The following is a 24,108-nucleotide window of genomic DNA, read 5'->3' as shown; positions in this document are numbered from 1 at the left end:
TGATGTCCTCGTCGCTGTTCAGACTCTCTCCCCTGCTGCTGGCCTTTGCCCTCGCCGCCTGTGACGACGCCCCGCGTTTCACCCAGGCAGAGCCCGGCGAAGCGCTGTCGGGTGGCAAGGCGACGGTGCAGCGCAGCGATCGCAATGCCTATTCCCTGCCCTCGGCCAACCTTTCGCCCGAGCGGCGCCTGGACTTCGCCGTCGGCAACAGTTTTTTCCGCAACCCCTGGGTGATCGCCCCGTCCACCACCACCGCGCGTGATGGCCTCGGCCCGCTGTTCAACACCAATGCCTGCCAGAACTGCCACGTGCGCGATGGCCGCGGTCACCCACCCGAGCTCGATGACAGCAACGCGGTGTCGATGCTGGTGCGCCTGTCGATCCCCGACCAGCCTTACCTGGCCAAGGTGGTCGAGCGCCTGGGCGTGGTCCCCGAGCCCGTGTACGGCACCCAGTTGCAGGACATGGCAATCCCCGGCGTGGCGCCGGAGGGCAAGGTCCGCGTGACCTACGCCAACCAGGCCGTCACGTTCAAGGACGGCCACCAGGTCGAACTGCGTCGCCCCAGCTTGCAGATCACCCAGCTGGGCTACGGAGCAATGCACCCTGACACCCGTTTCTCGGCCCGCGTTGCGCCGCCGATGATCGGCCTCGGCCTGCTCGAAGCCATCCCTGAAGCCGACATCCTCGCCAACGAAGACCCGGACGACCGCAACCGCGACGGCATCCGCGGCCGAGCCAACCGGGTCTGGGATGACGCCCAGGGCAAGACCGTGGTGGGCCGCTTCGGCTGGAAAGCCGGGCAACCCAACGTCAACCAGCAGAACGTCCATGCGTTTGCCGGCGACATGGGCCTGACCTCCACCCTGCAGCCCAAGGACGACTGCACCGCAGCGCAAGTCGACTGCCTGGCCGCGCCCAATGGCGATGGCATGGGGGGCGAAAAGGAAGTCAGCGACAACATCCTGCGCCTGGTCACCTTCTATACCCGCAACCTGGGCGTGCCTGCCCGTCGTGACGTGGGTGCGCCGCAGGTGCTGGCAGGCAAGAACCTGTTCTTCCAGGCCGGTTGCCAGGGCTGTCACACCCCGCAGTTCACCACCGCCACAAACGCGGCCGAACCTGAGCTGGCTGGCCAGGTGATCCGCCCCTACAGCGACCTGCTGTTGCATGACATGGGGCCGGGCCTGGCCGATGAACGCACCGAATTCGCGGCCAATGGCCAGGACTGGCGCACCCCGCCGCTGTGGGGCATCGGCCTGAGTGAAACGGTCAGTGGCCACAGCCAGTTCCTGCACGACGGCCGCGCTCGCAACTTGCTCGAAGCCGTGCTCTGGCACGGTGGCGAAGCCGAAGCGGCACGTAATTTCGTCCTCACCTTCAATGCCGAGCAGCGTGCTGCGCTGCTGGCTTTCCTGAACTCACTTTAAAACGCGCAAGGAGCCGGGCATGTTCCGACCCAAACTGTTGTTCACCAGCCTCGCCGCACTCGCCCTCGGTGCCTGCTCGCCGCAGGACCCGCAAGCCGTGACCTCCGCCGCCATCGCCAAGCAGGTGATCCTGCCGACCTACAGCCGTTGGGTCGAAGCCGACCGCCAGCTGGCCGTCAGCGCCCTGGCCTATTGCGAAGGCAAGGCGAACCTGGACACCGCCCGCGCCGACTTCCTCACTGCGCAAAAAGCCTGGGCCGAGCTGCAACCGTTGCTGGTCGGCCCGTTGGCCGAAGGCAACCGCGCCTGGCAAGTGCAGTTCTGGCCCGACAAGAAGAACCTGGTCGGCCGCCAGGTCGAGCAGTTGGTCAACGGTGACAAACCCGTCGACGCCGCTACCCTGGGCAAGGCCAGCGTCGTGGTGCGCGGCCTGTCGGCTTACGAGTACATCCTCTTCGACAGCAAGCCAGACGTTGCCACGGCAGAGCAGAAAGCCCGCTACTGCCCACTGCTGGTGGCCATCGCCGAGCACCAGAAGGCCTTGGCCGAAGAGATCCTCAAGGGCTGGAACAGCACCGACGGCATGCTCTCGCAGATGACCAAGTTCCCCAACCAGCGCTACGCCGATTCCCACGAGGCCATCGCCGACCTGCTGCGCGCCCAGGTCACCGCCCTGGACACCCTGAAGAAGAAGCTTGGCGCCCCCATGGGCCGCCAGAGCAAGGGCATTGCCCAGCCGCTGCAGGCCGAAGCCTGGCGCAGCCACGCTTCGCTCAAAAGCCTGGAGGCCAGCCTCAAGGCCGCCCAGGCGGTCTGGGTCGGGGTCGACAACAAAGGCCTGCGTGGCCTGTTGGGCAGCGACCAGAAAGCCTTGGCAGACAAGATCGACGACGCCTACGCGACTGCGCTCAAACAGCTGGCCGACAATCAGAAAACCCTCGGCGAGCTGCTGGCCGACGACGCTGGCAAGCAGACCCTCAACCAGATCTACGACAGCCTCAACGTTGTCCACCGCCTGCACGAAGGCGAGCTGGCCAAGGCGTTGAACATCCAGCTGGGCTTCAATGCCAACGACGGTGACTGATCATGCTGCGACGCCAGGCCCTCAAACTCGGTAGCGTACTGCTCAGCGCCCTCACCCTGGGCGGCTGGAGCCTGTTCCGCAACAAAGGCAGCGAACCCCTGCTGCTCTCGGCGCGCGACGACGGCGATGGCAAGCATTACGCCGTCGGGTTCCGCCTGGACGGCACCCAGGTGTTCAGCACCCAGGTTGCCCAGCGTTGCCATGCCATCATCAACCACCCCACGCTGCCGATCGCCCTGTTCGTCGCCCGCCGCCCAGGTACCGAAAGCTACCTGGTCGACCTGCGCGATGGGCGGCTGCTGCAAACCGTGGCCTCGCAGCCCAACCGCCACTTCTACGGCCATGCGGTCATCCACAAGGGCGGGGAATGGCTGTACACCACAGAGAACGACACTACCGACCCGGGTCGCGGCGTGCTCGGTGTGTACCGTTTCGAAGGCGAACGCCTGGTGCACAGCGGCGAGCTGTCGACCCACGGTATCGGCCCGCATGAAGTGGCCTGGCTGCCGGACGGGGAAACCCTGGTGGTGGCCAACGGCGGCATCCGCACCGAGGCCGAAAGCCGCGTAGAGATGAACCTCGACGCCATGCAACCAAGCCTGGTCCTGATGCAGCGCGACGGCACCCTGCTGAGCAAAGAAACCCTCGCCCAGCAAATGAACAGCGTGCGTCACTTGGCAATTGGCGACGACGGCACCATTGCCGCCTGCCAGCAATTCATGGGCGACGCCGACGAAACCGCCGAGCTGCTGGCGATCAAGCGCCCGGGCGAGCCGTTCAAGGCCTTCCCCGTGCCGGAGCGGCAGTTGCAGGCCATGGCCCAGTACACCGCCAGCGTGGCGATTCACAGCGACCTGCGGCTGGTGGCGCTGACGGCGCCGCGGGCCAACCGGTTGTTTGTCTGGGACCTGGACAGCGGCGCGGTGAAGCTGGATGCGCCGATGCCAGATTGCGCCGGGGTTGGCGCGGTGAAGGATGGCTTTGTCGTCACCTCCGGGCAGGGGCGTTGCCGGTTCTACGATTGCCGCAAGGCTGAGCTGATCGGGCAACCGATGGACCTGCCTTCCGGGTTCTGGGACAACCACCTGCACCTGGCCTGATTGCCCCGCCCCCAGGCAAATCGCGGCCCATGTAGGAGCAGCCTCGTGCTGCGAAGAGGCCCGAGCCCGCACTGTAAATCTCCAGTGTTTGCTCGGGCCTCTTCGCAGCGCAAGGCTGCTCCTACACGGCAGTGCACGCGCCAATGTTTGAATAATCCCGTTGCACCCGCCCTTCCCCACCTGCCAAAAACAGTCAATACTTCCCCCATCCACACGTGGGCAGGATCGCCCGTTGTCGTGTCAAAACGAATAACAACCACGCTTCCAAGGAACCGGACCTATGCTTCGCCGCCGCATGCTCATCATGTTGGCCGTCGTTCTGCTGATCGTGTTGGCCCTGGGGGGCTACAAGGCCTTCTCGATCTACCAGCAGATCCAGGTGTTCACAGCCCCCAAGCCGCCGATCACCGTGGCGGCAGCGCTGGCCGAAGAACGCCAGTGGCAAGAACGCCTGCCCGCCGTCGGCAGCCTCAAGGCCCTGCAAGGCGTCGAGCTGAGCCTTGAGGTGGAAGGCATCGTCAAAAGCCTGCACTTCGACTCCGGGCAGAAGGTCAAGGCCGGGCAACTGTTGCTGCAACTCAATGACGAACAGGAAACCGCCCTGCTCGGCACCGCCCAGGCCGACCTGGGGCTGGCCAAGGTCGATTTCGGCCGCGGCAGCCAGCTGGTCGGCGACTCGGCCATCTCCCGGGGCGAGTACGATCGCCTCACTGCCCAGTACCGGCGCAACCAGGCCGTGGTCGATCAGCTCAAGGCCTCGAAGACCAAAAAAAGCATCAGTGCGCCCTTCAGCGGCACCATCGGCATTCGCCAGGTGGATGTCGGCGACTACCTCGCCGCTGGCACGGTGATCGCCACCCTGCAAGACCTGTCCAGCCTCTACGTCGACTTCAACGTGCCCGAGCAGGCCCTGCCGCACCTAAGCCTGGGCCAAGCGGTGCTGGTGCAGGTCGCCGCCTACCCGGGCCAGACCTTCACCGCCAGCCTCAGCGCCATCAACCCCAAGGTCGAGGAAAGCACCCGCAACCTGCTGGTCCGCGCAACCTTGGCCAACTCTGACGGCAAGCTGCTGCCTGGCATGTTCGCCAACCTGCTGATCTTGCTGCCCGCACCACAGCCGCGGGTGGTGGTGCCGGAAAGCGCCATCACCTACACCCTGTATGGCAATTCGGTGTATGTCGCCACCCCGAAAAAGGACAAGGACGGCAACCCGGAAAAAACCGACGACGGCCAACCCCCGCTCATCGCCGAGCAGCGCACCGTGCAGACCGGCGAGCGCCGCGACGGCGTGGTGGTGGTCAGCAAGGGCCTGCAGGCCGGCGAGCAGGTGGTCACCGCTGGGCAACTCAAGCTCACACCCGGCGCGGCGATCCGCATCGGCCAGGACAAGGCGCTCACACCTGAGCAAGGTGCTCCTGACCCAGGCAAGGCTGATCCAGGCACCCCGCACAACGACTGACAGGAGGCAGGCATGGCGTTCACCGACCCGTTCATCCGTCGCCCGGTCCTGGCCAGCGTCGTCAGCCTGCTGATTCTGCTGCTGGGCTTTCAGGCCTGGAGCAAACTGCAGATTCGCCAGTACCCGCAGATGGAAAACGCCCTGATCACGGTGACCACCGCGTACCCCGGCGCCAACGCCGAGACCATCCAGGGCTACATCACCCAGCCGCTGCAACAGAGCCTGGCCAGCGCCGAAGGTATCGACTACATGACCTCGGTGAGTCGGCAGAACTTCTCGATCATCTCCATCTATGCGCGCGTCGGCGCCGACAGTGACCGTTTGTTCACCGAACTGCTGGCCAAGGCCAACGAGGTGCGCAACAAGCTGCCGCAAGACGCCGAAGACCCGGTGTTGAGCAAAGAGGCCGCCGACGCCTCGGCGCTGATGTACATCAGCTTCTACAGCAAGGAAATGAGCAACCCACAGATCACCGACTACCTGTCCCGAGTGATCCAACCCAAACTGGCCACCCTGCCGGGCATGGCCGAGGCGGAGATCCTCGGCAACCAGGTGTTCGCCATGCGCATCTGGATCGACCCGGTGAAACTGGCCGGCTACGGCCTCTCGGCCACCGACGTGACCAACGCCGTGCGCCGTTACAACTTCCTCTCGGCCGCCGGTGAGGTAAAAGGCGAGTACGTGGTCACCAGCATCAATGCCAGCACCGAGCTCAAGTCTGCCGAAGCGTTCGCTGCCCTGCCGGTCAAGACCAGCGGCGACAGCCGGGTGCTGCTGGGCGATGTGGCACGGGTCGAAATGGGTGCAGAAAACTACGACACGGTCAGTTCGTTCGACGGCATCCCTTCGGTCTACATCGGCATCAAGGCCACACCGGCCGCCAACCCGCTGGAGGTGATCAAGGAAGTCCGACGCATCATGCCGGAACTCGAAAGCCAATTGCCCTCGGCGCTGAAGGTGTCGATTGCCTACGACGCCACGTTGTTCATCCAGGCCTCCATCGACGAGGTGATCAAGACCCTCGGCGAAGCGGTGCTGATCGTCATCGTCGTGGTATTCCTGTTCCTCGGCGCGTTGCGCTCGGTGCTGATCCCGGTGGTGACCATCCCGCTGTCGATGATCGGCGTGCTGTTCTTCATGCAGATGATGGGCTACTCGCTCAACCTGCTGACCCTGTTGGCGATGGTGCTGGCCATCGGCCTGGTGGTGGACGATGCCATTGTCGTGGTGGAGAACATCCACCGGCACATGGAAGAAGGCAAGACGCCGTTCGACGCGGCGCTGGAAGGTGCACGGGAAATCGCCATGCCGGTGGTGTCGATGACCATCACCCTGGCCGCGGTGTATGCCCCCATCGGCTTCCTGACCGGGCTCACAGGCGCGTTATTCAAAGAGTTCGCCCTGACCTTGGCCGGTGCAGTGATCATCTCCGGCGTCGTCGCCCTGACCCTGTCACCGATGATGTGTGCGTTGTTGCTGCGCCAGGAACAGAACCCCTCGGGCCTTGCCCATCGCCTTGACCTGCTGTTCGAGCGCCTCAAGGTGCGCTACCAGCGCCTGCTGCACGCCACCCTGGACAGCCGGCCGGTGGTGCTGGTGTTCGCCGTGATTGTCCTGTGCCTGATCCCGGTACTGCTCAAATTCACCCAGAACGAGCTGGCGCCCAACGAGGACCAAGGGGTGATCTTCATGATCAGCAGTTCGCCGCAGCCAGCCAACCTCGACTACCTCAACGCCTACACCGACCAGTTCACGCCGCTGTTCAAAGCCTTCCCCGAGTATTACTCGTCGTTTCAGATCAACGGTTTCAACGGTGTGCAGAGCGGCATTGGCGGCTTCCTGTTAAAGCCTTGGAACGAGCGCGAGCGCACACAGATGGAGCTGCTGCCGCTGGTGCAGGCCAAACTTGAAGAAATCGGCGGCCTGCAGATCTTCGGCTTCAACCTGCCGTCGCTGCCCGGTACCGGTGAGGGCCTGCCGTTCCAGTTCGTGATCAACACCGCGGGGGACTACCCGGCCCTGCTGGACGTGGCCCAACGCATCAAGGCACGCGCCCAGGCATCGGGCAAGTTCGCCTTCCTCGACATCGACCTGGCCTTCGACAAACCGGAAGTGGTGGTCGACATCGACCGGGCCAAAGCGGCGCAGATGGGCGTCTCGATGGACGCCCTGGGCGGCACCTTGGCCACCCTGCTGGGCGAGGGGGAAATCAACCGTTTCACCCTGGAGGGCCGCAGCTACAAGGTGATTGCCCAGGTCGAGCGCCCATACCGCAACAACCCCGGCTGGCTCAACAACTACTACGTGAAGAACGACCAGGGCCAGTTGCTGCCACTGTCGACCCTCATCACCCTCAGCGACCGCGCCCGCCCGCGCCAGCTCAACCAGTTCCAGCAGTTGAACTCGGCCATCATCCAAGGCGTGCCCATGGTCAGCCTGGGCGAAGCGCTGCAGACCGTACAGGCCATCGCCCGCGAAGAAGCCCCGGAAGGCTTCGCCTTCGACTATGCCGGGGTGGCGCGCCAGTATGTTCAGGAAGGCAGCGCGCTGTGGGTAACCTTCGGCCTGGCGCTGGCGATCATCTTCCTGGTGCTGGCGGCGCAGTTCGAAAGCTTCCGCGATCCGCTGGTGATTCTGGTGACCGTACCGTTGTCGATCTGCGGGGCGCTGTTGCCGCTGTTCCTGGGTATTTCCAGCATGAACATCTATACCCAGGTCGGGCTGGTGACACTGATCGGGCTGATCACCAAGCACGGTATTCTGATCGTCGAATTTGCCAACCAGTTGCGCGAAGAAAAAGGCCTGAGCGTGCGTGAGGCAATCGAGGAAGCGGCCGCCATCCGCCTGCGGCCGGTACTGATGACCACGGCGGCGATGGTGTTTGGCATGGTGCCGTTGATTCTGGCGACCGGCGCAGGGGCAGTGAGCCGGTTCGATATCGGCACGGTGATTGCGACCGGGATGTCGATCGGGACGTTGTTTACCTTGTTTGTGCTGCCTTGCATATACACCTTGCTGGCGCACAAGACGGTGGCCAAGGCACCTGTGCCAGCTGACATTGCCCGGTAGGAGCAGCCTTGTGCTGCGAAGAGGCCGGTGGCAGCAGCGAAGATTCAGGGTGCTTTCACCGGCCTCTTCGCAGCACAAGGATGCTCCTACCGGAATCGTAGTTGGCCGACGCCACTCACAAACAAAAAAACCAGAGGCCCCGCTATGCAGGGCCTCTGGTTTTCAAGCACCACCCAGGTTCAGCCGAACGGCCGCAATCCCTGACGCATACCGAACAGGAACAGCAACAGGTCTTGGTCCGGCTTGGCCTGTTCCTGCGGCTTTGCCACACGTGGCAAAGCGCACTGGTCAGCCATCTCGGCCTTGCTGAACACCGTCGGCTTCGGCTCTTCCCAGGCAGCCACCGCCACAGTGGTCACGGCCAATCCAGCCACCAGGAACAAAGCTCGAGCGATTTCTAGTTTCATTGCCCTAACCCTTTGACAACGCTGCCAAACGCCATTTGGTAAAAATAGAGCAATGTCTGCCATTCCGCATCAGTGAACGACGAGTGGCGGCGCAGCTGACGCAGGTCATTCGCCGCCGCACGTTGGCAGCTGATGCGCCGCCGGCACTTCTCAAGGTCCAGCAAAGCGACTTCGACCCGGGCCTGTTCGCCCTCGCCGATCACCTTGACGAACACATGCTTGCCGTACAGGCAGCCGTGCTGCCAGTGCCCCAGGTGCATACGCGCCAGGTTATCCGCCAGGTCCTTGAGCATGCGCTCTTGCACCGCCTGAGGGTAACGCTCGCGGGCACCTTCGGCATGCCAGGTGTCGAGCTCGACAAAGCCATCCAGCGCTTCGCTGACCAGCAGCGCGCGCCATTGATGATCGGCATCGCGCTCGGCACCACAAAAGACGATGTGCGGAACACGTACACCCAATTGCTCGAAGCTGTTGATGGCGTCGAGTTCACGCAAAACGGTCGGCCGGCCAAAGGGGTGCAACAGGCTGCGGTAGATGTGCCCGACCTGGCGCTTGGCATACAGCAGTTTGCCGTTGGCATCGTTGAGGCGTTGCACGCCACTTTCGCCACCACGCCGCTGGTTGGGTTCCTCGACCCATTCGCCCTGCTGGCGCCAGTAAAAATCGAACCGCGACTCCCCACTCTGGGCTACAGCCATCAAACACTACCCCTTACGCAATACATAGACTCGCCACATGGCATAGAACGGCAGGAAGTCCAAGCGTTCCTGGATTCTGAAACCGGCTGCCTCAAATTCTTCTTCGACCGTGTCCGCTGGTAACACGAAACGATTCTGGTAATTGTCCTGCTCGGCTTTGGCGCTACGACGCTGCTCGAGCTTTTTCCGGCGCCAAGCTTTGAAGTTGCCGTCCACCCACAGCGACAGAATCACACTATCACGGCTAACTCGTTGAAATTCCGAAAGAATTGTCTTTCTGTGGGCCGCTTCGCCGATGTGATGGAACAGCCGCATGCAGAAAATGCTGTCGACCGAATTGTCAGGAAGGTCAATGGCGAACGCAGAAGTCTGCAAGGGGCGTACCCGGGCAACCACCTCTGGCGGTTGCGCGGCACAGGCTGTCTCGATCATCGCCTCGGAGTTGTCGGCGCCGATGATGACTCGGTTGGGTTTTTCCGCCAGCAACGGCCAGAAACGCCCGGCACCGCAGGGCAGGTCAAGTACCAGGCCCGGCTCACCGGCCAACGCCAAGGCGCGACGTGCCAACTGCTCGTCACGCTTGTGGGAAAGGCGTCGGGCCAGACCATCCTGATGCTTGAGGAAATACTCGCGCGCGTGGTCTTTGTCGTATTTCTCGGAAAATTCAAGCTTGATGGGGCTACGCATTGGGCATCTCCTGACTCCAGTGCGCTCACCTTAGGTAAGCAAGCGTTGGAATCAGGTTATGCCAATGTGAAAAAAGTGTTAGTTCTTTGGAGAGGTATTACCAAAAATTACCCGACCAACCCCGAAGGGCTGCCCTTCTCCACGCTTTGGCTCAGGTCCACCTGAAAACGGCAGCCGTGCGGCAAGGTCGAGGTCAGGGTGACGCGCCACCCCTGGTCGTCACAGATCCGCTGCACCAGCGACAGGCCCAAGCCCAGCCCTTCGCCACGCCGCTCAGCGCCGCGCACGAAGGGTTTGAACATCGCCTCGCGCTGCTCCTCGGGGATGCCCACGCCACTGTCCTCGACGCTGAACCCGTTCGCGTCCAGGCTCAGGCGAATGTAACCGCTGTCGGTGTAGTGCGCGGCGTTGCGCAGCAGGTTGCCCATCACCGATTGCAGGAAGGTGGCGTTGTACAGCACCGGGCTTGCGCTGACGCGGCCGTCGAAATACAGCGTGAGCCCCTTCTGCTCGATCGTTTCGCGCCAAACCCCAGTGAGTTCATCCGCAACCTCGCGCAAGGTCGCTTGGGAGGCCACGGCACCCTCATCGCGTTGGGCACGGGCAAGCATCAGGAAGGTCTTGACCAGTTCGCGCATTTCTTCGGTCGCCCGCGCCACCCGCTCGACCTGGCTACGTGCACGCGGGTCCAGTGCCTGGTTTTCCAGCAGCAGTTCACACGATGTGGCCAGCACCATCAGCGGGGTTCGCAGCTCGTGGCTGACGTCGCTGGTGAACAGCCGCTCGCGGGTCAAGGCGTCGCGCAAGCGGCCCAGCGTGTCGTCGAAGGCCACGGCCAATTGGCCCACTTCGTCGGCCGCGTAATCGGGTGCCAGTGGCGGTGCCAGGCCGAGTAGCTGGTCGCGGTGGCGCACTTGACGCGCCAGGCGGATCACCGGCGCCATCACCCGGCGCGCCACCAGCCAGCCCAGGATCACCGCCAGCACCAGGCTGAGCACGAAGCCGACGACCACAACAGCGAACAACACACGCTCGCGCTCTTCGAAGTCGCTCTGGTCTTGCAGCAGTACGTAGCGACGGCCATCGACGATCTCGACCATCGCGTGGTACGACAGCTGGTCGCGAAACACCTCGTGGAAGCCGCTGTTGAGGTGGCGCAAATCTTTGGGCAACTCGAAATCGTCACGCCCGCCACTGAAGTAGAACAGTTGGTCCGGACGCGGCCGATGGCTCCAGTCACTGACGCTGTCCATGCGCAACAGGCGTTGCAGGTCGCCGCCCAGCACGGTGGAAATCAGCCGCTCTTCAACCAGGTGCACCGTGGCGACGATGCCAAAGGCGAAGGCGCCGGCCACCAACGCGCTCATCAACGCAAAGGCGATGATGATGCGCTGGGCAAGGCTTTGCTTAAACTCCATCGCGGCCCTCGGCGAGGCGATAGCCGACGCCATGGACGGTATGCAGCAGCGGTTTTTCGAACGGTTTGTCGATCACCTGGCGCAACTGGTGCACATGGCTGCGCAGGCTGTCGCTGTCAGGGCAGTCGTCGCCCCACAGGGCTTCTTCCAGCACTTCGCGTCGCAGCACGTGTGGGCTTTTCTGCATCAACACGGCAAGCAGCTTGAGGCCGACCGGGTTGAGTTTGAGCAGGCGGCCTTGGCGCGTGACTTCCAAGGTGTCGAGGTCGTAGCTCAGGTCGGCGACCTGCAAGGTGCGACGCCCACCCCCCTGGGCACGGCGCAGCACCGCTTCGATGCGCGCGGCCAGCTCCGACAGCGCAAACGGCTTGAGCAGGTAATCGTCGGCACCCGAGCGGAAGCCTTGCAGGCGGTCGTCCAACTGATCGCGGGCGGTGAGCATGATCACCGGGGTGTCACGCCGGGCGTCTTCGCGCAGGCGTTTGCACAGGGTGTAGCCATCGATGCCGGGCAGCATGATGTCGAGGACGATCAGGTCGTAGTGCTCGGTGGCCGCCAGGTGCAAGCCCGACAAGCCGTCCTGGGCGCAATCGACGGTGTAGCCTTTCATGCCGAGGTAATCGGCCAGGTTGGCAAGAATATCGCGGTTGTCTTCAACCAATAGAATGCGCATCGGGTTCTCCTGTGCGGCGCTTCGCTGTGGTGCGCGGCAGGCGCAGCTTAAGGCCAATGCCTGCACTGTGCCACCCCTGGGGTAAATTCACCGGAGTTGACAGTTTTTTCACCGATCCTTCACGGACACAGGATAGCGCCCACTCGATAATGCCCGATCTTTTTTGCGCCCTGGAGTCGTCATGCACGAACGTACCCGCCCTCGCCCGATCAATCTCTGGCTGTACCTGGGCATTCCTCTGGTGACGGCAGTGGCCTTGATCCTGCTTGAGCTGACCTCGGTCGACATGGACGTGGCCAACCTGTTCTTCGACCCGGCTGCCGGTCAATTCATCGGCCGGCACAGCTATTTGCTGGAGAACGTACTGCATGATGGGGTCAAGCAGGTGGTGATCCTGCTGGGGCTGCTGGCCTTGCTGACCTTTGCCGTGAGTTTCTTCTGGAAGCGTTTGTTCGGTTGGCGCCGGGAGCTGGGTTGCCTGGTGTTGGCGCTGGGCTTGTCCACGGCGTTTGTGACACCGCTGAAGAAGGTCACCCAGGTGCAGTGCCCCTGGAGCCTGACCCAGTTCGGCGGCAAGGAAAGCTACAGCAAACTGCTGGAGGCACGCCCCGCCACCGACAAGCCGGGGCTGTGCTGGCCGGGCGGGCATGCTGCGACCGGCTTCTGCCTGTTCGCGTTGTTCTTTGCGCTGCGTGACCGACGCCCGCGCCTGGCACGGGTGGCGTTGGGGGTAGCGCTGGTCGCCGGTTCGGTGCTGTCGGTCGGGCGGATGATGCAAGGGGCGCACTTCTTGTCGCACAACGTGTGGACGGCGGTGTTCTGCTGGTTGATCGGGTTGGGGTCGTATTACCTGGTGCTGTACCGGCGCAGGCGGGTTGAGGCGCCTGCTGTAGAGGCCAGTGTCGCCTGAGTGAGGGGCCGCTGCGCGGCCCATTCGCAGCACAAGGCTGCTCCCACAAAAAGCAACCTGTAGGAGCAGCCTTGTGCTGCGAATGGGCTACAAAGCAGCCCCAATGCTCACACAAGGCTGCGTGGCACCTGTAGGAGCAGCCTTGTGCTGCGAATGGGCTGCAAAGCAGCCCCAATGTTCACCACGAAGCACAAAAAAAGCCCCGGTTCTCGCGAGCCGGGGCTTTTTTATGACGCTAGGGGTAAGGCTGGCTTACATCATGCCGCCCATGCCACCCATGCCGCCCATGTCTGGCATGCCGCCGCCAGCTGGAGCTTCGCTCGGAGCATCAGCAATCATGGCTTCGGTGGTGATCATCAGACCGCCAATCGAAGCAGCAGCTTGCAGTGCCGAACGGGTCACTTTAGCTGGGTCCAGGATGCCCATCTCGATCATGTCGCCGTATTCGCCGGTAGCAGCGTTGTAACCGAAGTTACCCGAACCCTGCTTGACCTTGTCGGCCACAACGCTTGGCTCGTCGCCGGCGTTGGCAGTGATCTGACGCAGCGGGGCTTCAACAGCGCGACGCAGCAGTGCGATACCGACGTTCTGGTCTTCGTTGTCGCCTTTCAGGTCAACGATCGCGTTCAGGGCGCGAACCAGGGCAACACCACCGCCAGGCACCACGCCTTCTTCAACGGCTGCACGGGTAGCGTGCAGGGCGTCTTCAACGCGGGCTTTCTTCTCTTTCATTTCGACTTCGGTGCCAGCACCGACCTTGATCACGGCAACACCGCCAGCCAGTTTGGCCAGACGCTCTTGCAGCTTCTCACGGTCGTAGTCCGAGGAAGTCTCTTCGATCTGGGCACGGATCTGCTTGACGCGTGCTTCGATGTCACCGTCGACGCCAGCGCCGTCGATGATGGTGGTGTTTTCCTTGGACAGGATGACGCGCTTGGCGTTACCCAGGTGCTCAATGGTAGCGGTTTCCAGGGACAGGCCGATCTCTTCGGAGATAACGGTACCACCGGTCAGGACCGCGATGTCCTGCAGCATGGCCTTGCGGCGGTCGCCGAAGCCAGGTGCCTTGACCGCAGCAACCTTGACGATGCCGCGCATGTTGTTGACGACCAGGGTAGCCAGCGCTTCGCCTTCAACGTCTTCAGCAACGATCAGCAGTGGGCGGCCGGCCTTGGCAACGGCTTCCAGCACTGGCAGCAGCTCACGGATGTTGGAGATCTTCTTGTCGACCAGCAGCAGCAGCGCGCCTTCCAGCTCGGCAACCATGGTGTCCGGCTTGTTGACGAAGTACGGCGACAGGTAGCCACGGTCGAACTGCATGCCTTCTACGACAGACAGTTCGTTTTCCAGGCCCGAGCCTTCTTCAACGGTGATCACGCCTTCTTTACCGACTTTTTCCATGGCTTCGGCGATGATTTCACCGATGGAGTTGTCGGAGTTGGCGGAGATGGTGCCTACCTGAGCGATGGCCTTGGAGTCGGCGCATGGCTTGGACAGGTTTTTCAGCTCGGCGACGACAGCAGCGGTGGCCTTGTCGATACCGCGCTTCAGGTCCATCGGGTTCATGCCGGCAGCGACGGCTTTCAGGCCTTCGTTGACGATGGCTTGAGCCAGAACGGTAGCGGTGGTGGTGCCGTCACCGGCTGCATCGTTGGCCTTGGAAGCGACTTCCTTGACCAGCTGGGCGCCCATGTTTTCGAAGGCGTCTTTCAGCTCGATTTCTTTGGCAACGGAAACGCCGTCCTTGGTGATGGTCGGTGCGCCGAAGCTCTTGGCCAGGACCACGTTGCGGCCTTTCGGGCCCAGGGTCGCTTTTACTGCGTCAGCCAGAACGTTGACACCAACCAGCATTTTTTTACGGGCGGAATCGCCGAATTTTACGTCTTTAGCAGCCATGATCGTTTAATCCTTGAAATTCTTTGGAATAACGGGAAATCGGGGAAATCAGCCTTCGATAACGGCGAGAATTTCGTTCTCGGCCATTACCAGCAGGTCTTCGCCGTCGACTTTCACGGTGTTGCTGCCCGAGTAAGGGCCGAAAACCACTTTGTCACCCACTTTCACGGCCAGCGCGCGTACTTCGCCATTTTCCAGGATGCGGCCGGTGCCAACGGCGACAACTTCGCCGCGGTTTGGTTTTTCAGCGGCCGAACCCGGCAGGACGATACCGCCAGCGGTTTTCGATTCTTCTTCGCTGCGACGGATGACTACGCGGTCATGCAGAGGACGAAGCTTCATTGTCGATCTCTCCCAAATTGTGGTTTTCATCGGCCGGTATCGACACCGGCGGGTTGATGCGGTCCGGCGTTGCCGGGGGTGGCCCGCGCGGGGCGAACCACCTGAGTTATGTCTGGTGTCGCCACCAGAAACCTTGCGGTGACCCATACATGAGGCCGCCATAGGCAATTACAAGGCTTGATACGGAAAATTTTTAATCAGCGCTGAACGGAAAAAGAACAGGGGCCGCGATGCGGCCCCTGAATGTCACTTGTCGCGGCGCTCGTACTCGCCCTCAATCACGTTGGGGCGGTGGCCGGCATCACGCGGCGGCTGCGCCTGGAACGGATCATCCTGAAACGCACGCTGGCGCATGGCCTGCTCTTCGGCACGCTGGCGCATCTTGCGCGCAGCCAGGTGACGGGTGAACGGCAGCAGGCAGATCAGGCCCAGCACGTCGCTGATAAAACCTGGCAGCAGCAGCAAGCCGCCACCCACCGCCAGCATCATCCCCTGGAACATGTCCTCAGCGGGCAGTTCGCCGCGCTGCAGGCTTTCACGGGCACGCAGTGCGGTGGCCAGCCCGGCCACGCGCATCACCAGCACACCCAGTGCCGAACCGGCGATGATCAGCAGCAGCGCTGGGAAAAACCCGATGGCCGCACTGACCTTGACGAAGACGAACAGCTCCAGCACAGGAAACAGCAGAAGCAACAGTAGAAAAGCACGCATCAAAGATTCCTCGACGGAAGAGACCTTCCAATAAGACCTCAGATGGATGCGACCGCTCCCAATTTCAACCCTCGACTTCAGCAGCAACCGGCCACTGGTCGGCGCGTGCCAGTAAAACCAACGCTTCGCGAACTTGTGTCGGCGTATTGCAAAGGCTTGGGAACGGCAGCCAGTAGATGCCCTGACCAATACGCAGGTGCATGCCTTCGCTGTCGACACCGACCATCAGCGCAGGGGCTGTGCGTGGCAGGTCGGTCAGTTCGACGTAATGGGCGATGGCATTGGCGTGATCGCTGTTCATGTGTTCGATCATGCTCGCCTCGGCCTTGCCCGCGAACGGGTTGGCCAGGGTTACGTGGTCAAGCCAGTGAATGGCGCCAAAGCCGCCGATGTAGCGGTGGCGCACGGGCTGCAGCACCCAGAAGTCGAAATCGTGAGCCTTGTGGTAATTGGCCGCGTCGGGGAAGTACCGGTAGTAGCGCTCGGCAGCGGCCTCGATGGCGGCTTCATCCACCAGCTTGTGTGCTTCGGCCATCACCGTCAGGCGGCCGACCGCCTGCACATCCTCGGCTTCACGCTCACCGACCAGCAGCGAGCATTTAGGGTCTTTTTGCAGGTTGTGGGTGTGCTGGGCGATGCGGCTGATGAGGATCAGCGGGTTGCCCTGTGCATCCAGGCAATACGGCACGACGGAACCAAACGGGAAGCCGGGCATGGACTTGGAATGGGTCGAGAGCACGCCGCGGTATTCCTTGAGCAGCAGTTCCCGGGCGGGGCGGATGGCTTTGTTACTCACGAAGGGCGCTCCTGGCGGCGGACTGGATGGGTGACAAGATAAGCATTATCACCCGCCGCTGCCATTGTAGGCGCGTTACCAGGTCACGCCAAAGCCTGCCGTGTAGCGGGTCTTGTCCAGGTCACTGTCACGCGTGCCGCTGATGATGTCCTTCTCGGCCTTGAGGTTGAGCGAGGCCCATTCGGTGACTTTGTAGCGCAGGCCAACCTCCGCATCCAGCGAGTAGTCGGCCACGTTGCCCAGCGGCTTGGCGACTTCGCCATTGGTGAACAGCTGCACGTTCTTGCCGATCAGGTAGCGGGTGTAGTCCCACTTCACTGCCGCGGCATAGAAGTTGTCCTTGGCGCCGTCCTGGTACTCGAAATCGGTACGGTTGATCAGCGAGCCCAGCGAGAACGCACCCAGCTCGTCGTCCCAGAACTGGTAGCCCGGGCCTGTACCCACGGTACGCTGGCGAGCCAAGTCCTCGATGTGGTCGCGCTTGTATTCCATGCGCCCCTGCCAGAACCACTTCTCGGTAATGAAGCGGTCGAGGGCGTACTCGGCACTCCAGTTATCGGTGGTGGTGACGTCGTCCTTGCTCTCGCGGTTGTATTCGCCCTCGGCGTTGTGCCGCCAGCGGCCATGCCGTGCTGTGGTCTTGAAGCCTACGTCATAGTCGTCGGTGTCGTTCTCGGCACGCTTGTAGTCCAGGGCAACATCGACGTTGCCTTTCCAGACCAGGTCTTCGACCACCGGCTTGGGCTTCATGATCTGTTCGATGCTGGCCAGGTCGACGGTCTTGGGCGCCTCGCCATTGGCCAGGGTGACCTTGCCGTCTTCGGCGGCCTTCAGCGACTTGGCCCGCTCACCGCTGTAGGCGTCCTGCTTGACCAGCAGTTCCTGGTCGCTTTCCAGGGTCTTGACGGCTTTCCAGTCCAGCGCGATAGACCCGCCATAGGGGGTCTCCAGCAGCAGCTTGCCACCGTCGAAGACTTTGATCTTGCCACTGAGACGGTCACCGTTTTTCATCCACACGGTGTCGGCAACCGCAGGCGCGGCGCACAGGGAAGCAGCTAGCAGGCACAACAAGGATCTAGAATACATAAGCGGACTACGGGTTCGATTCGACGAAAAAAGCCGGGGATTATCCAGATACCGACAACCAGAGCAAGGACAGACCGGGAGCCTGCGATTGAGTTCAACACTCATTTACCGTCACCATTGGTCAGGTTTCATCCACAGGCCACGGGGGCACTGATGTCCGAGGCATACGCGCACACATTGGAAACGCCAGAGGCCCGACGAACGGCCCTGTATTCGGTACTTGGGCAAGTGCCCGAAGGCAAGGTGGTCAGCTACGGCCAGCTTGCCGAGCTGGCGGGCCTTGGCCGCGCGGCACGTTGGGTTGGGCGTACCCTCGGGCAGCTACCACCCGACACTCGCCTGCCCTGGCATCGGGTACTGGGCGCTGGCGGGCGGCTGAGCCTGGCTTTAGGCACGCCCTCTGGCGACGAACAACGGGCACGGCTGCGCGCAGAAGGCGTAAATGTGACCAATAATCGTGTGGATATGACGCGCCATGGCTGGCGCCCGATGGAGCACAGCGGTTAGAGTGCGCGCTTTGTATTCGCAAACTTGAGGCAGATGTTGGCCCATGCCCCGTAAAACCTGGCGCGCTGCGCTCGCTGCCTATGCCAGCCCGTCAACCCTGGTACTTCTGCTGCTCGGCTTTGCCGCCGGCCTGCCCTACATGCTGGTGTTCTCGACCCTTTCGGTATGGCTGCGCGAAGCTGGCGTGGCCCGCGAGACCATTGGTTACGCGAGCCTGATCGGCCTGGCCTATGCGTTCAAATGGGTCTGGTCACCGCTACTCGACCAATGGCGCCTGCCCCTGCTCGGCGGCCTGGGGCGCCGCCGTTCGTGGCTGTTGCTGTCGCAGGCACTGGTGGTGATCGGGCTGGTCGGCATGAGCCTGTGCGACCCACAGCAGCACCTGTCGTGGCTGATCGCCCTGGCGGTTCTGGTTGCCTTCGCCTCGGCCACCCAAGACATCGCCGTCGATGCCTATCGCCTGGAAATCGCCGATGACCAGCGCCAGGCCGCCCTGGCTGCCAGCTACATGGCCGGTTACCGGGTGGCGGCCCTGCTGGCCACGGCCGGTGCGCTGTTCTTCGCCGAATGGTTTGGCTCCACCGGTTTCAGCTACCTGCACAAGGCCTGGGCCGGCACCTACATCATGTTCGCCCTGTTGATGCTGCCGGCGCTGTTCACCACTTTGGTCATGCGTGAACCGTCAGTGCCGCTGCGTACTCAGCTGTCGGCGGCGCGTTACGGCCTGGTGCACCAACTGGCGTCGGTGTTCGTGTTGATCGTGCTGCTGGTGTCGGTGCCTGCCAGCTTCACCCAGCTGTTCAATACCGACTGGGCCAGCGTGTTCTTCGGTGATGCGACGCCCCTCGACCTGCTGCTCGAAGACCGCGCCTTCCTGCGCCTGATCCTGTACGCGATGCTGACTTGGGCGTGCCTGTCGACCATGGGCCGGCGTGGCCTTGCCCCGGTGCTTACCCCGGTCAACGACTTCATTGCCCGCTACCGCTGGCAAGCGCTGCTGCTGCTTGGGCTGATTGCCACCTACCGCATGTCGGACACGGTGATGGGCGTGATGGCCAACGTGTTCTACATCGACATGGGCTTCACCAAGGACCAGATCGCCAGCGTCAGCAAGATCTTCGGCCTGATCATGACCTTGGTCGGTGCCGGCGTCGGCGGCCTGTTGATCGTGCGCTTCGGCATCATGCCGATCCTGTTCATCGGTGGCGCGGCCTCGGCGGCGACCAACATCCTGTTCCTGATGCTGGCCGACATGGGCCCGAACCTGGACATGCTGGTGGTCACCATCTCGCTGGACAACTTCAGCTCTGGCATGGCCACCTCGGCGTTCGTCGCCTACCTGTCGAGCCTGACCAACCTGAAGTTCTCGGCCACCCAGTACGCGCTGCTGAGCTCGATCATGCTGTTGCTGCCACGGCTGATTGGCGGCTATTCGGGGGTTATGGTGGAGAAGTTCGGTTACCACGACTTCTTCCTGATCACCGCCCTGCTGGGCGTGCCGACGTTGATTCTGATCGCCCTGCAGTGGCGTCAGGAGGCCGGGCGCGGCAAGCCCGTGCCCGAGGAGAACCCAGCGGCCGAACGGCCCTGAGCGTACTGCGGTGGTTTGTGCGGGCCTCTTCGCGGGTAAACCCGCTCCCACAGGTTTCGCACGGGCCCTGAGCCTTGCGCTATCCCTGTGGGAGCGGGTTTACCCGCGAAGAGGCCAGTACAGGTAACTAAAACTACTGAGCCACCGCCCCTTCCCCAGGGCGGCCACCCACCACGAACCACAACGGCCAGAGCGCCAGCGCCCCCGCCACACTCCCACAGGTTCCGCACGGGCCCTGAGCCTTGCGCTATCCCTGTGGGAGCGGGTTTACCCGCGAAGAGGCCAGTACAGGTAACTAAAACTACTGAGCCACCGCCCCTTCCCCAGGGCGGCCACCCACCACGAACCACAACGGCCAGAGCGCCAGCGCACCCGCCACGCTGGCTGCCAAGGCAAAGTGAAGCAGGCTGGCACCTGCCCCGATCATCGCCAGCAGTGCCCCACCCAGGCCCAGCAAGGCGATGGTGATCATCCCCAGCATGGCCGAGACCAGCCCCTTGCTCTGCTCGCTGGAGAACAGCGTCATGCGGTACAGCACGGCGTTGGCCACACCCAACCCCAGCGCGTACAGCGACATGCCAGCGACCACGCTGGTCACCGTCGGCCAGTACCAAGTCGCCAGCACCATCAACGACAGGCCAGCCAGGTAGGGCCACAGTGCGCCACGCACCAGGGCTGGCAGCGGGTAACGGTCGGCAATGCGGTTGATGATCAGATTGCCCATGATCAGCCCGCCGAACACCGGCAATTGCCACAAGGCATATTCCATCGTACTCAGCCCCTCATCATGGATGAGCAGCACCGGCGACAGGCCAATCCAGCCAATCAAAGGCAAGCCGACCAGGCCAAGGGCAGCGCTGCCAGCGACAAACCGCCGGTTGGCCAGCAATTGGCCGTAGCCGGACAACAGTGGCAGCAGGTGAATTGGGGTGAACGGCAGCCGCGAACCATCGCGCCGCTCCACACCGAGCGTTTCCGGCATCAAGCGGTACAGCAGCACCCAGGCCAGCACCGCGCCGATGGCAAAGGCCACGAACAGCCAACGCCAGTCCAGCCATTGCAGCAGCAAGGTCCCCACCAGCGGGCCGAGCAGCGGCGACAGCAGGGCAATGTTGGCCAGCAGTGCCATCATGCGCACCGCGTCTGCTTCGCTGAAGGCCTCGTTCAGGGCCGGGTAGCTGACAGTGACCACAAAGCCCAGGCCGATGCCCTGCAACAGGCGCAGCAAGTTGAACAAGCCGATGTCATGGACCCAGAAGGTCGCCAGGCACGCCACGCCAAAGAACACACAGCCCCCCAACAGCAGCGGGCGACGGCCATAGCGGTCGGCCAGAGGGCCGATCAGCCACTGCAGGACCACGCCACCGAGCAGGTACAGGTTCAGGGCATGGGGGATGTATTCGGGGCTGGCGTTCAGGTCGCCGACCACCACGGGCATGGCCGGCATGACCGCGTCGCTGGCCAGGTAAGTGAGCAACTCGAACAGGGCCAGGGTGAGGCCAAACAGCAAGGCTCGGAGGGGGGTGATGTACAGCAGTGGTTTCATGGTGAGCTTCGGGTAGAGGCAGGTGGGGTCAGGCTATATGCCAGAAGTGGCGGGGTTTAGCTGTGAACAAGTGTAATGAGGTGGAAAAAGCCGGGGCCGCTGCACGCCCCATCGCCGGCAAGCCGGCTCCCACACAGTTAGATGACAACCTGAACCTGTGGGAGCCGGCTTGCCGGCGATGGGGCGCGCAGCGGCCCCGGCTTATTTGAACAGCAGTGTTACTGGGTAGCCGTCTCCTGCACCACACGAATCACTCGCTGCGGAAACGGAATATCGATGCCCTCGGCCTTCAACCGGTCACGGGCATGCTCGTTGAGCATGAACATCACATCCCAATAGTCGGACGTCTTGGTCCAAATACGCAGCGACACGGTGATCGAACTGTCGCCCAGCGTCGAAATCACCGCCTGCGGTGCCGGGTCGGCCAGCACACGCGGGTCCTGCGCCAGTTCCAGCAGCACGTTGCGCGCCTTTTGCAGGTCGGCCTCGTAATCCACGCCCACGTCGAACACCACTTTGCGGGTCGGCTGGCGGTTGGTGTTGGTGATGATGCCGTTGGACAGGCTGCCGTTAGGCATGATCACCGTCTTGTTGTCACCGGTGCGCAGCACGGTGTGGAAGATCTGGATGCTGTCCACGGTGCCGCTGACACCCTGCGCTTCGATCCAATCGCCAATGCGGAACGGGCGGAACATCAAGATCAACACACCGCCGGCAAAGTTCGCCAGGCTACCCTGCAACGCCAGGCCAATGGCCAGGCCGGCAGCACCGATAGCCGCAACGAAGGAGGTGGTCTCGATGCCGATCATCGACGCCACGCTGACGAACAGCAGGATCTTCAGGATGATATTGGCCAGGGTGCTGATGAACCCCTGCAATGCCAGGTCGGCATTGCGCAGGCCGACCAGCTTGCCCAAGCGCGCGCTGACCTTGTTGATGACCCACCAGCCGATGGCCAGGGTCAGCAACGCCAGGCACACGCGGCTGCCGTACTCCATGATCAACGGGACCCAGGCTTGGGATTGGCGGACCAGCTGATCGACTTCAGCGTTCAAATCCATGTTCATCTCCTGATGCCGAACGGCATGTGCACGGTAAAACTGGCCGCGGGCATTTCCGCGGCCACGGCCCCCATGGACATCATTACGCCATCGAGGTTCCTGGTGACGCTTCGATCAATCGCGGAAGTTGTTGAACTGCAGCGGCATGTCGAATTCCTTGGCGCGCAGGGCAGCGATCGCCTCTTGCAGGTCGTCACGCTTCTTGCCGGTGACACGCACCTGCTCACCCTGGATGGAAGCCTGGACCTTGAGCTTGGCATCCTTGATGTGGGCGACGATCTTCTTCGCCAGCTCTTTGTCGATGCCTTCGCGGAACTTGGCTTCCTGTTTCATTTCTTTGCCGGACGCATAGGCATCCTTGGTTTCCAAGCATTTGACATCGATCTTGCGCTTGACCAGCGCACCGCGCAGGATCTCGATCATCGCCTCGAGCTGGAATTCGGCCTCGGCGGTCAGCAGCACGGTCTGTTCCTTGTCCTTGAACTCGAAGCTGCCCTTGCCCTTGAGGTCAAAACGGCGATCGAGCTCCTTGACGGCGTTGTCTACAGCGTTCTGCACTTCGTGCTTGTCCAGTTCCGATACCACGTCGAACGAAGGCATGGGTATTCTCCAAAAATAAAAGCGCGCTCGGCCTGAAGATGGAGCACGCTGAGTTAGATGGTTAAAATGCGGGCTCATTATAACGGGTTGCGAAACGCATATGAGCAGCACCTGGCATATTCTCGGCGCGGGTAGCCTGGGCAGCCTGTGGGCTTGCCGCCTGGCGCGCGCCGGCAAGGCGGTACGTTTGATCCTGCGCGACGAGCAGCGGCTGCTGGCCTATCAACGTGTGGGCGGCCTGACCTTGTTCGAGCAGGACACCTCCAGGCATTACGCGATCCCCGCCGAAACGGCCGACGCCCATGGTCCTATTCACCGCCTGCTGGTGGCCTGCAAGGCGTACGACGCGGCGCCGGCCATCAAGCGCCTGGCACCGCGGCTGGCCGAAGGTGCAGAGCTGGTGCTGCTGCAGAACGGCCTGGGCAGCCAGGACGAGGTCGCCGACCAGGTGCCCCATGCCCGTTGCATCTTCGCCTCCAGCACCGAAGGGGCGTTCCGCGAGGGCGATTGGCAGGTGCGCTTCGCCGGCCACGGCTTCAACTGGCTGGGTGACCCACTCAAACCCGGGATCCCGGCGTGGTTCGATGACCTGCACGATGCCGGTATCCCGGCCGAATGGACCGTGGATATCCTCACCCGGCTGTGGCGCAAGCTGGCACTCAATTGCGCGATCAACCCGCTGACCGTGCTGCATGAGTGTCGTAATGGCGGCCTGCTGGAGCACTTGGCCGAAGTGACCGCCCTGTGCGACGAGCTGGCTAAGCTGCTGCACAGCTGTGGCCAACCCCAAGCTGCCGAGGACCTGGACGAAGAAGTGCAACGGGTGATCCTCGCCACCGCCGCCAACTACTCTTCCATGTACCAGGACGTGCGCGCAGGCCGACGTACCGAGGTCCATTACCTGCTCGGCCATGTGTGCCGCGCCGCCGAGCGGCATGGTGTGGCATTGCCGGAGCTGGAACGCCTGCACCAGCGACTGGTCGATAACCTGCAGGCACGCGGCTTGCCCAGCGCCTGACGCTGGCCCTTTCAACCGG

The 24,108-nt window shown here is 62.7% G+C and carries 22 protein-coding genes; 9 read left to right on the top strand and 13 right to left on the bottom strand.

Annotated elements, in window-relative coordinates; translation table 11 throughout:
• The first annotated feature begins 2 nt into the window (after window positions 1–2).
• The 5 genes from D886_RS0111380 to D886_RS0111360 all read left to right on the top strand — a co-directional run bounded on the left by D886_RS0111380 (window position 3) and on the right by D886_RS0111360 (window position 8,142).
• The gene (locus tag D886_RS0111380; RefSeq protein WP_027594048.1) at window positions 3–1,430 is read left to right on the top strand and encodes a di-heme oxidoredictase family protein; all 1,428 of its coding nucleotides are present in this window, start codon (window positions 3–5) and stop codon (window positions 1,428–1,430) included.
• A gap of 19 nt (window positions 1,431–1,449) precedes the next feature.
• On the top strand, window positions 1,450–2,514 hold the full coding sequence (locus tag D886_RS0111375; protein ID WP_027594047.1) for an imelysin family protein: 1,065 nt from the start codon (window positions 1,450–1,452) through the stop codon (window positions 2,512–2,514).
• A gap of 2 nt (window positions 2,515–2,516) precedes the next feature.
• The gene (locus D886_RS0111370; RefSeq protein ID WP_027594046.1) at window positions 2,517–3,614 is read left to right on the top strand and encodes a DUF1513 domain-containing protein; all 1,098 of its coding nucleotides are present in this window, start codon (window positions 2,517–2,519) and stop codon (window positions 3,612–3,614) included.
• A gap of 280 nt (window positions 3,615–3,894) precedes the next feature.
• Window positions 3,895–5,073, top strand: coding sequence for an efflux RND transporter periplasmic adaptor subunit (locus D886_RS0111365; protein ID WP_027594045.1), 1,179 nt, complete (start codon window positions 3,895–3,897; stop codon window positions 5,071–5,073).
• A gap of 12 nt (window positions 5,074–5,085) precedes the next feature.
• A complete protein-coding gene (locus D886_RS0111360) occupies window positions 5,086–8,142 on the top strand; it encodes a multidrug efflux RND transporter permease subunit (protein ID WP_027594044.1) in 3,057 nt (1,018 codons plus the stop codon).
• Window positions 8,143–8,321: 179 nt separating this feature from the next.
• On the opposite strand, the gene D886_RS0111355 is transcribed toward D886_RS0111360, so the two are convergent.
• From D886_RS0111355 to colR, 5 genes are all read right to left on the bottom strand, one after another.
• The gene (locus D886_RS0111355; RefSeq protein ID WP_027594043.1) at window positions 8,322–8,549 is read right to left on the bottom strand and encodes a hypothetical protein; all 228 of its coding nucleotides are present in this window, start codon (window positions 8,547–8,549) and stop codon (window positions 8,322–8,324) included.
• Window positions 8,546–9,247 (bottom strand): lipopolysaccharide kinase InaA family protein, encoded by a 702-nt coding sequence (locus tag D886_RS0111350; protein WP_027594042.1) that lies wholly within the window; start codon window positions 9,245–9,247, stop codon window positions 8,546–8,548. The genes D886_RS0111355 and D886_RS0111350 overlap by 4 nt, the downstream gene beginning before the upstream one ends.
• 6 nt (window positions 9,248–9,253) lie before the next feature.
• Window positions 9,254–9,934: a class I SAM-dependent methyltransferase gene (locus D886_RS0111345; RefSeq protein ID WP_027594041.1), complete on the bottom strand. Its 681-nt coding sequence runs from the start codon at window positions 9,932–9,934 to the stop codon at window positions 9,254–9,256.
• Between the two features lie 107 nt (window positions 9,935–10,041).
• Window positions 10,042–11,352 (bottom strand): HAMP domain-containing sensor histidine kinase, encoded by a 1,311-nt coding sequence (locus D886_RS0111340; protein WP_027594040.1) that lies wholly within the window; start codon window positions 11,350–11,352, stop codon window positions 10,042–10,044.
• Entirely contained in the window at window positions 11,342–12,025 is a 684-nt protein-coding gene (colR, locus tag D886_RS0111335) for a two-component system response regulator ColR (protein WP_003255215.1), read from the bottom strand. Before colR ends, D886_RS0111340 begins: the two co-directional genes overlap by 11 nt.
• 181 nt (window positions 12,026–12,206) lie before the next feature.
• Between colR and D886_RS0111330 the strand changes: the two genes are divergently transcribed.
• Entirely contained in the window at window positions 12,207–12,935 is a 729-nt protein-coding gene (locus tag D886_RS0111330) for a phosphatase PAP2 family protein (protein WP_027594039.1), read from the top strand.
• 252 nt (window positions 12,936–13,187) lie between these two features.
• Here D886_RS0111330 and groL read toward each other — a convergent pair whose 3' ends face one another.
• The 5 genes from groL to D886_RS0111305 all read right to left on the bottom strand — a co-directional run bounded on the left by groL (window position 13,188) and on the right by D886_RS0111305 (window position 17,766).
• Window positions 13,188–14,831, bottom strand: coding sequence for a chaperonin GroEL (groL, locus tag D886_RS0111325; protein ID WP_027594038.1), 1,644 nt, complete (start codon window positions 14,829–14,831; stop codon window positions 13,188–13,190).
• Between the two features lie 48 nt (window positions 14,832–14,879).
• Window positions 14,880–15,173 carry a co-chaperone GroES gene (locus D886_RS0111320; RefSeq protein ID WP_012274036.1) on the bottom strand — a complete coding sequence of 98 codons (294 nt, stop codon included), beginning with the start codon at window positions 15,171–15,173 and terminating at the stop codon, window positions 14,880–14,882.
• 246 nt (window positions 15,174–15,419) lie between these two features.
• A complete protein-coding gene (locus D886_RS0111315; RefSeq protein WP_027594037.1) occupies window positions 15,420–15,884 on the bottom strand; it encodes an FxsA family protein in 465 nt (154 codons plus the stop codon).
• Window positions 15,885–15,948: 64 nt separating this feature from the next.
• On the bottom strand, window positions 15,949–16,680 hold the full coding sequence (locus D886_RS0111310; RefSeq protein ID WP_027594036.1) for a HugZ family protein: 732 nt from the start codon (window positions 16,678–16,680) through the stop codon (window positions 15,949–15,951).
• 75 nt (window positions 16,681–16,755) lie between these two features.
• Window positions 16,756–17,766, bottom strand: coding sequence for a DUF481 domain-containing protein (locus D886_RS0111305; RefSeq protein ID WP_027594035.1), 1,011 nt, complete (start codon window positions 17,764–17,766; stop codon window positions 16,756–16,758).
• Between the two features lie 153 nt (window positions 17,767–17,919).
• Between D886_RS0111305 and D886_RS0111300 the strand changes: the two genes are divergently transcribed.
• Together D886_RS0111300 and D886_RS0111295 are read left to right on the top strand one after the other, a co-directional pair.
• Window positions 17,920–18,273, top strand: a complete 354-nt coding sequence (locus D886_RS0111300) for an MGMT family protein (protein WP_027594034.1) — start codon at window positions 17,920–17,922, stop codon at window positions 18,271–18,273.
• Window positions 18,274–18,316: 43 nt separating this feature from the next.
• Window positions 18,317–19,864, top strand: coding sequence for an AmpG family muropeptide MFS transporter (locus D886_RS0111295; protein ID WP_027594033.1), 1,548 nt, complete (start codon window positions 18,317–18,319; stop codon window positions 19,862–19,864).
• 301 nt (window positions 19,865–20,165) lie between these two features.
• Here the strand turns inward: D886_RS0111295 and D886_RS0111290 are convergent, their stop codons facing one another.
• The 3 genes from D886_RS0111290 to D886_RS0111275 all read right to left on the bottom strand — a co-directional run bounded on the left by D886_RS0111290 (window position 20,166) and on the right by D886_RS0111275 (window position 23,071).
• A complete protein-coding gene (locus D886_RS0111290) occupies window positions 20,166–21,410 on the bottom strand; it encodes an MFS transporter (protein WP_027594032.1) in 1,245 nt (414 codons plus the stop codon).
• A gap of 218 nt (window positions 21,411–21,628) precedes the next feature.
• Entirely contained in the window at window positions 21,629–22,471 is an 843-nt protein-coding gene (locus D886_RS0111285; protein WP_027594031.1) for a mechanosensitive ion channel family protein, read from the bottom strand.
• A 114-nt stretch (window positions 22,472–22,585) separates the two neighbouring features.
• Entirely contained in the window at window positions 22,586–23,071 is a 486-nt protein-coding gene (locus D886_RS0111275; RefSeq protein ID WP_027594030.1) for a YajQ family cyclic di-GMP-binding protein, read from the bottom strand.
• 100 nt (window positions 23,072–23,171) lie between these two features.
• On the opposite strand from D886_RS0111275, the gene D886_RS0111270 reads away from it, so the two are divergent.
• The gene (locus D886_RS0111270) at window positions 23,172–24,089 is read left to right on the top strand and encodes a putative 2-dehydropantoate 2-reductase (RefSeq protein ID WP_027594029.1); all 918 of its coding nucleotides are present in this window, start codon (window positions 23,172–23,174) and stop codon (window positions 24,087–24,089) included.
• Window positions 24,090–24,108 lie beyond the last annotated feature (19 nt).

Origin of the sequence: Pseudomonas sp. LAIL14HWK12:I7, from assembly GCF_000483465.1 — a bacterium.
In the GTDB taxonomy this organism is placed as follows: Bacteria; Pseudomonadota; Gammaproteobacteria; order Pseudomonadales; family Pseudomonadaceae; genus Aquipseudomonas; species Aquipseudomonas kermanshahensis.
This window is presented reverse-complemented; position numbering and strand designations above follow the sequence as displayed.

What these genes read in the sequence shown, in the direction of transcription:
- groL (WP_027594038.1), bottom strand. Translation starts at nt 14,831, where the DNA reads ATGGCTGCTAAAGACGTAAAATTCGGCGATTCCGCCCGTAAAAAAATG.
- D886_RS0111290 (WP_027594032.1), bottom strand. Translation starts at nt 21,410, where the DNA reads ATGAAACCACTGCTGTACATCACCCCCCTCCGAGCCTTGCTGTTTGGC.
- D886_RS0111355 (WP_027594043.1), bottom strand. Translation starts at nt 8,549, where the DNA reads ATGAAACTAGAAATCGCTCGAGCTTTGTTCCTGGTGGCTGGATTGGCC.
- D886_RS0111380 (WP_027594048.1), top strand. Translation starts at nt 3, where the DNA reads ATGTCCTCGTCGCTGTTCAGACTCTCTCCCCTGCTGCTGGCCTTTGCC.
- D886_RS0111275 (WP_027594030.1), bottom strand. Translation starts at nt 23,071, where the DNA reads ATGCCTTCGTTCGACGTGGTATCGGAACTGGACAAGCACGAAGTGCAG.
- D886_RS0111360 (WP_027594044.1), top strand. Translation starts at nt 5,086, where the DNA reads ATGGCGTTCACCGACCCGTTCATCCGTCGCCCGGTCCTGGCCAGCGTC.
- colR (WP_003255215.1), bottom strand. Translation starts at nt 12,025, where the DNA reads ATGCGCATTCTATTGGTTGAAGACAACCGCGATATTCTTGCCAACCTG.
- D886_RS0111365 (WP_027594045.1), top strand. Translation starts at nt 3,895, where the DNA reads ATGCTTCGCCGCCGCATGCTCATCATGTTGGCCGTCGTTCTGCTGATC.
- D886_RS0111345 (WP_027594041.1), bottom strand. Translation starts at nt 9,934, where the DNA reads ATGCGTAGCCCCATCAAGCTTGAATTTTCCGAGAAATACGACAAAGAC.
- D886_RS0111295 (WP_027594033.1), top strand. Translation starts at nt 18,317, where the DNA reads ATGCCCCGTAAAACCTGGCGCGCTGCGCTCGCTGCCTATGCCAGCCCG.
- D886_RS0111315 (WP_027594037.1), bottom strand. Translation starts at nt 15,884, where the DNA reads ATGCGTGCTTTTCTACTGTTGCTTCTGCTGTTTCCTGTGCTGGAGCTG.
- D886_RS0111370 (WP_027594046.1), top strand. Translation starts at nt 2,517, where the DNA reads ATGCTGCGACGCCAGGCCCTCAAACTCGGTAGCGTACTGCTCAGCGCC.
- D886_RS0111270 (WP_027594029.1), top strand. Translation starts at nt 23,172, where the DNA reads ATGAGCAGCACCTGGCATATTCTCGGCGCGGGTAGCCTGGGCAGCCTG.
- D886_RS0111330 (WP_027594039.1), top strand. Translation starts at nt 12,207, where the DNA reads ATGCACGAACGTACCCGCCCTCGCCCGATCAATCTCTGGCTGTACCTG.
- D886_RS0111305 (WP_027594035.1), bottom strand. Translation starts at nt 17,766, where the DNA reads ATGTATTCTAGATCCTTGTTGTGCCTGCTAGCTGCTTCCCTGTGCGCC.
- D886_RS0111285 (WP_027594031.1), bottom strand. Translation starts at nt 22,471, where the DNA reads ATGGATTTGAACGCTGAAGTCGATCAGCTGGTCCGCCAATCCCAAGCC.
- D886_RS0111340 (WP_027594040.1), bottom strand. Translation starts at nt 11,352, where the DNA reads ATGGAGTTTAAGCAAAGCCTTGCCCAGCGCATCATCATCGCCTTTGCG.
- D886_RS0111350 (WP_027594042.1), bottom strand. Translation starts at nt 9,247, where the DNA reads ATGGCTGTAGCCCAGAGTGGGGAGTCGCGGTTCGATTTTTACTGGCGC.
- D886_RS0111300 (WP_027594034.1), top strand. Translation starts at nt 17,920, where the DNA reads ATGTCCGAGGCATACGCGCACACATTGGAAACGCCAGAGGCCCGACGA.
- D886_RS0111375 (WP_027594047.1), top strand. Translation starts at nt 1,450, where the DNA reads ATGTTCCGACCCAAACTGTTGTTCACCAGCCTCGCCGCACTCGCCCTC.
- D886_RS0111320 (WP_012274036.1), bottom strand. Translation starts at nt 15,173, where the DNA reads ATGAAGCTTCGTCCTCTGCATGACCGCGTAGTCATCCGTCGCAGCGAA.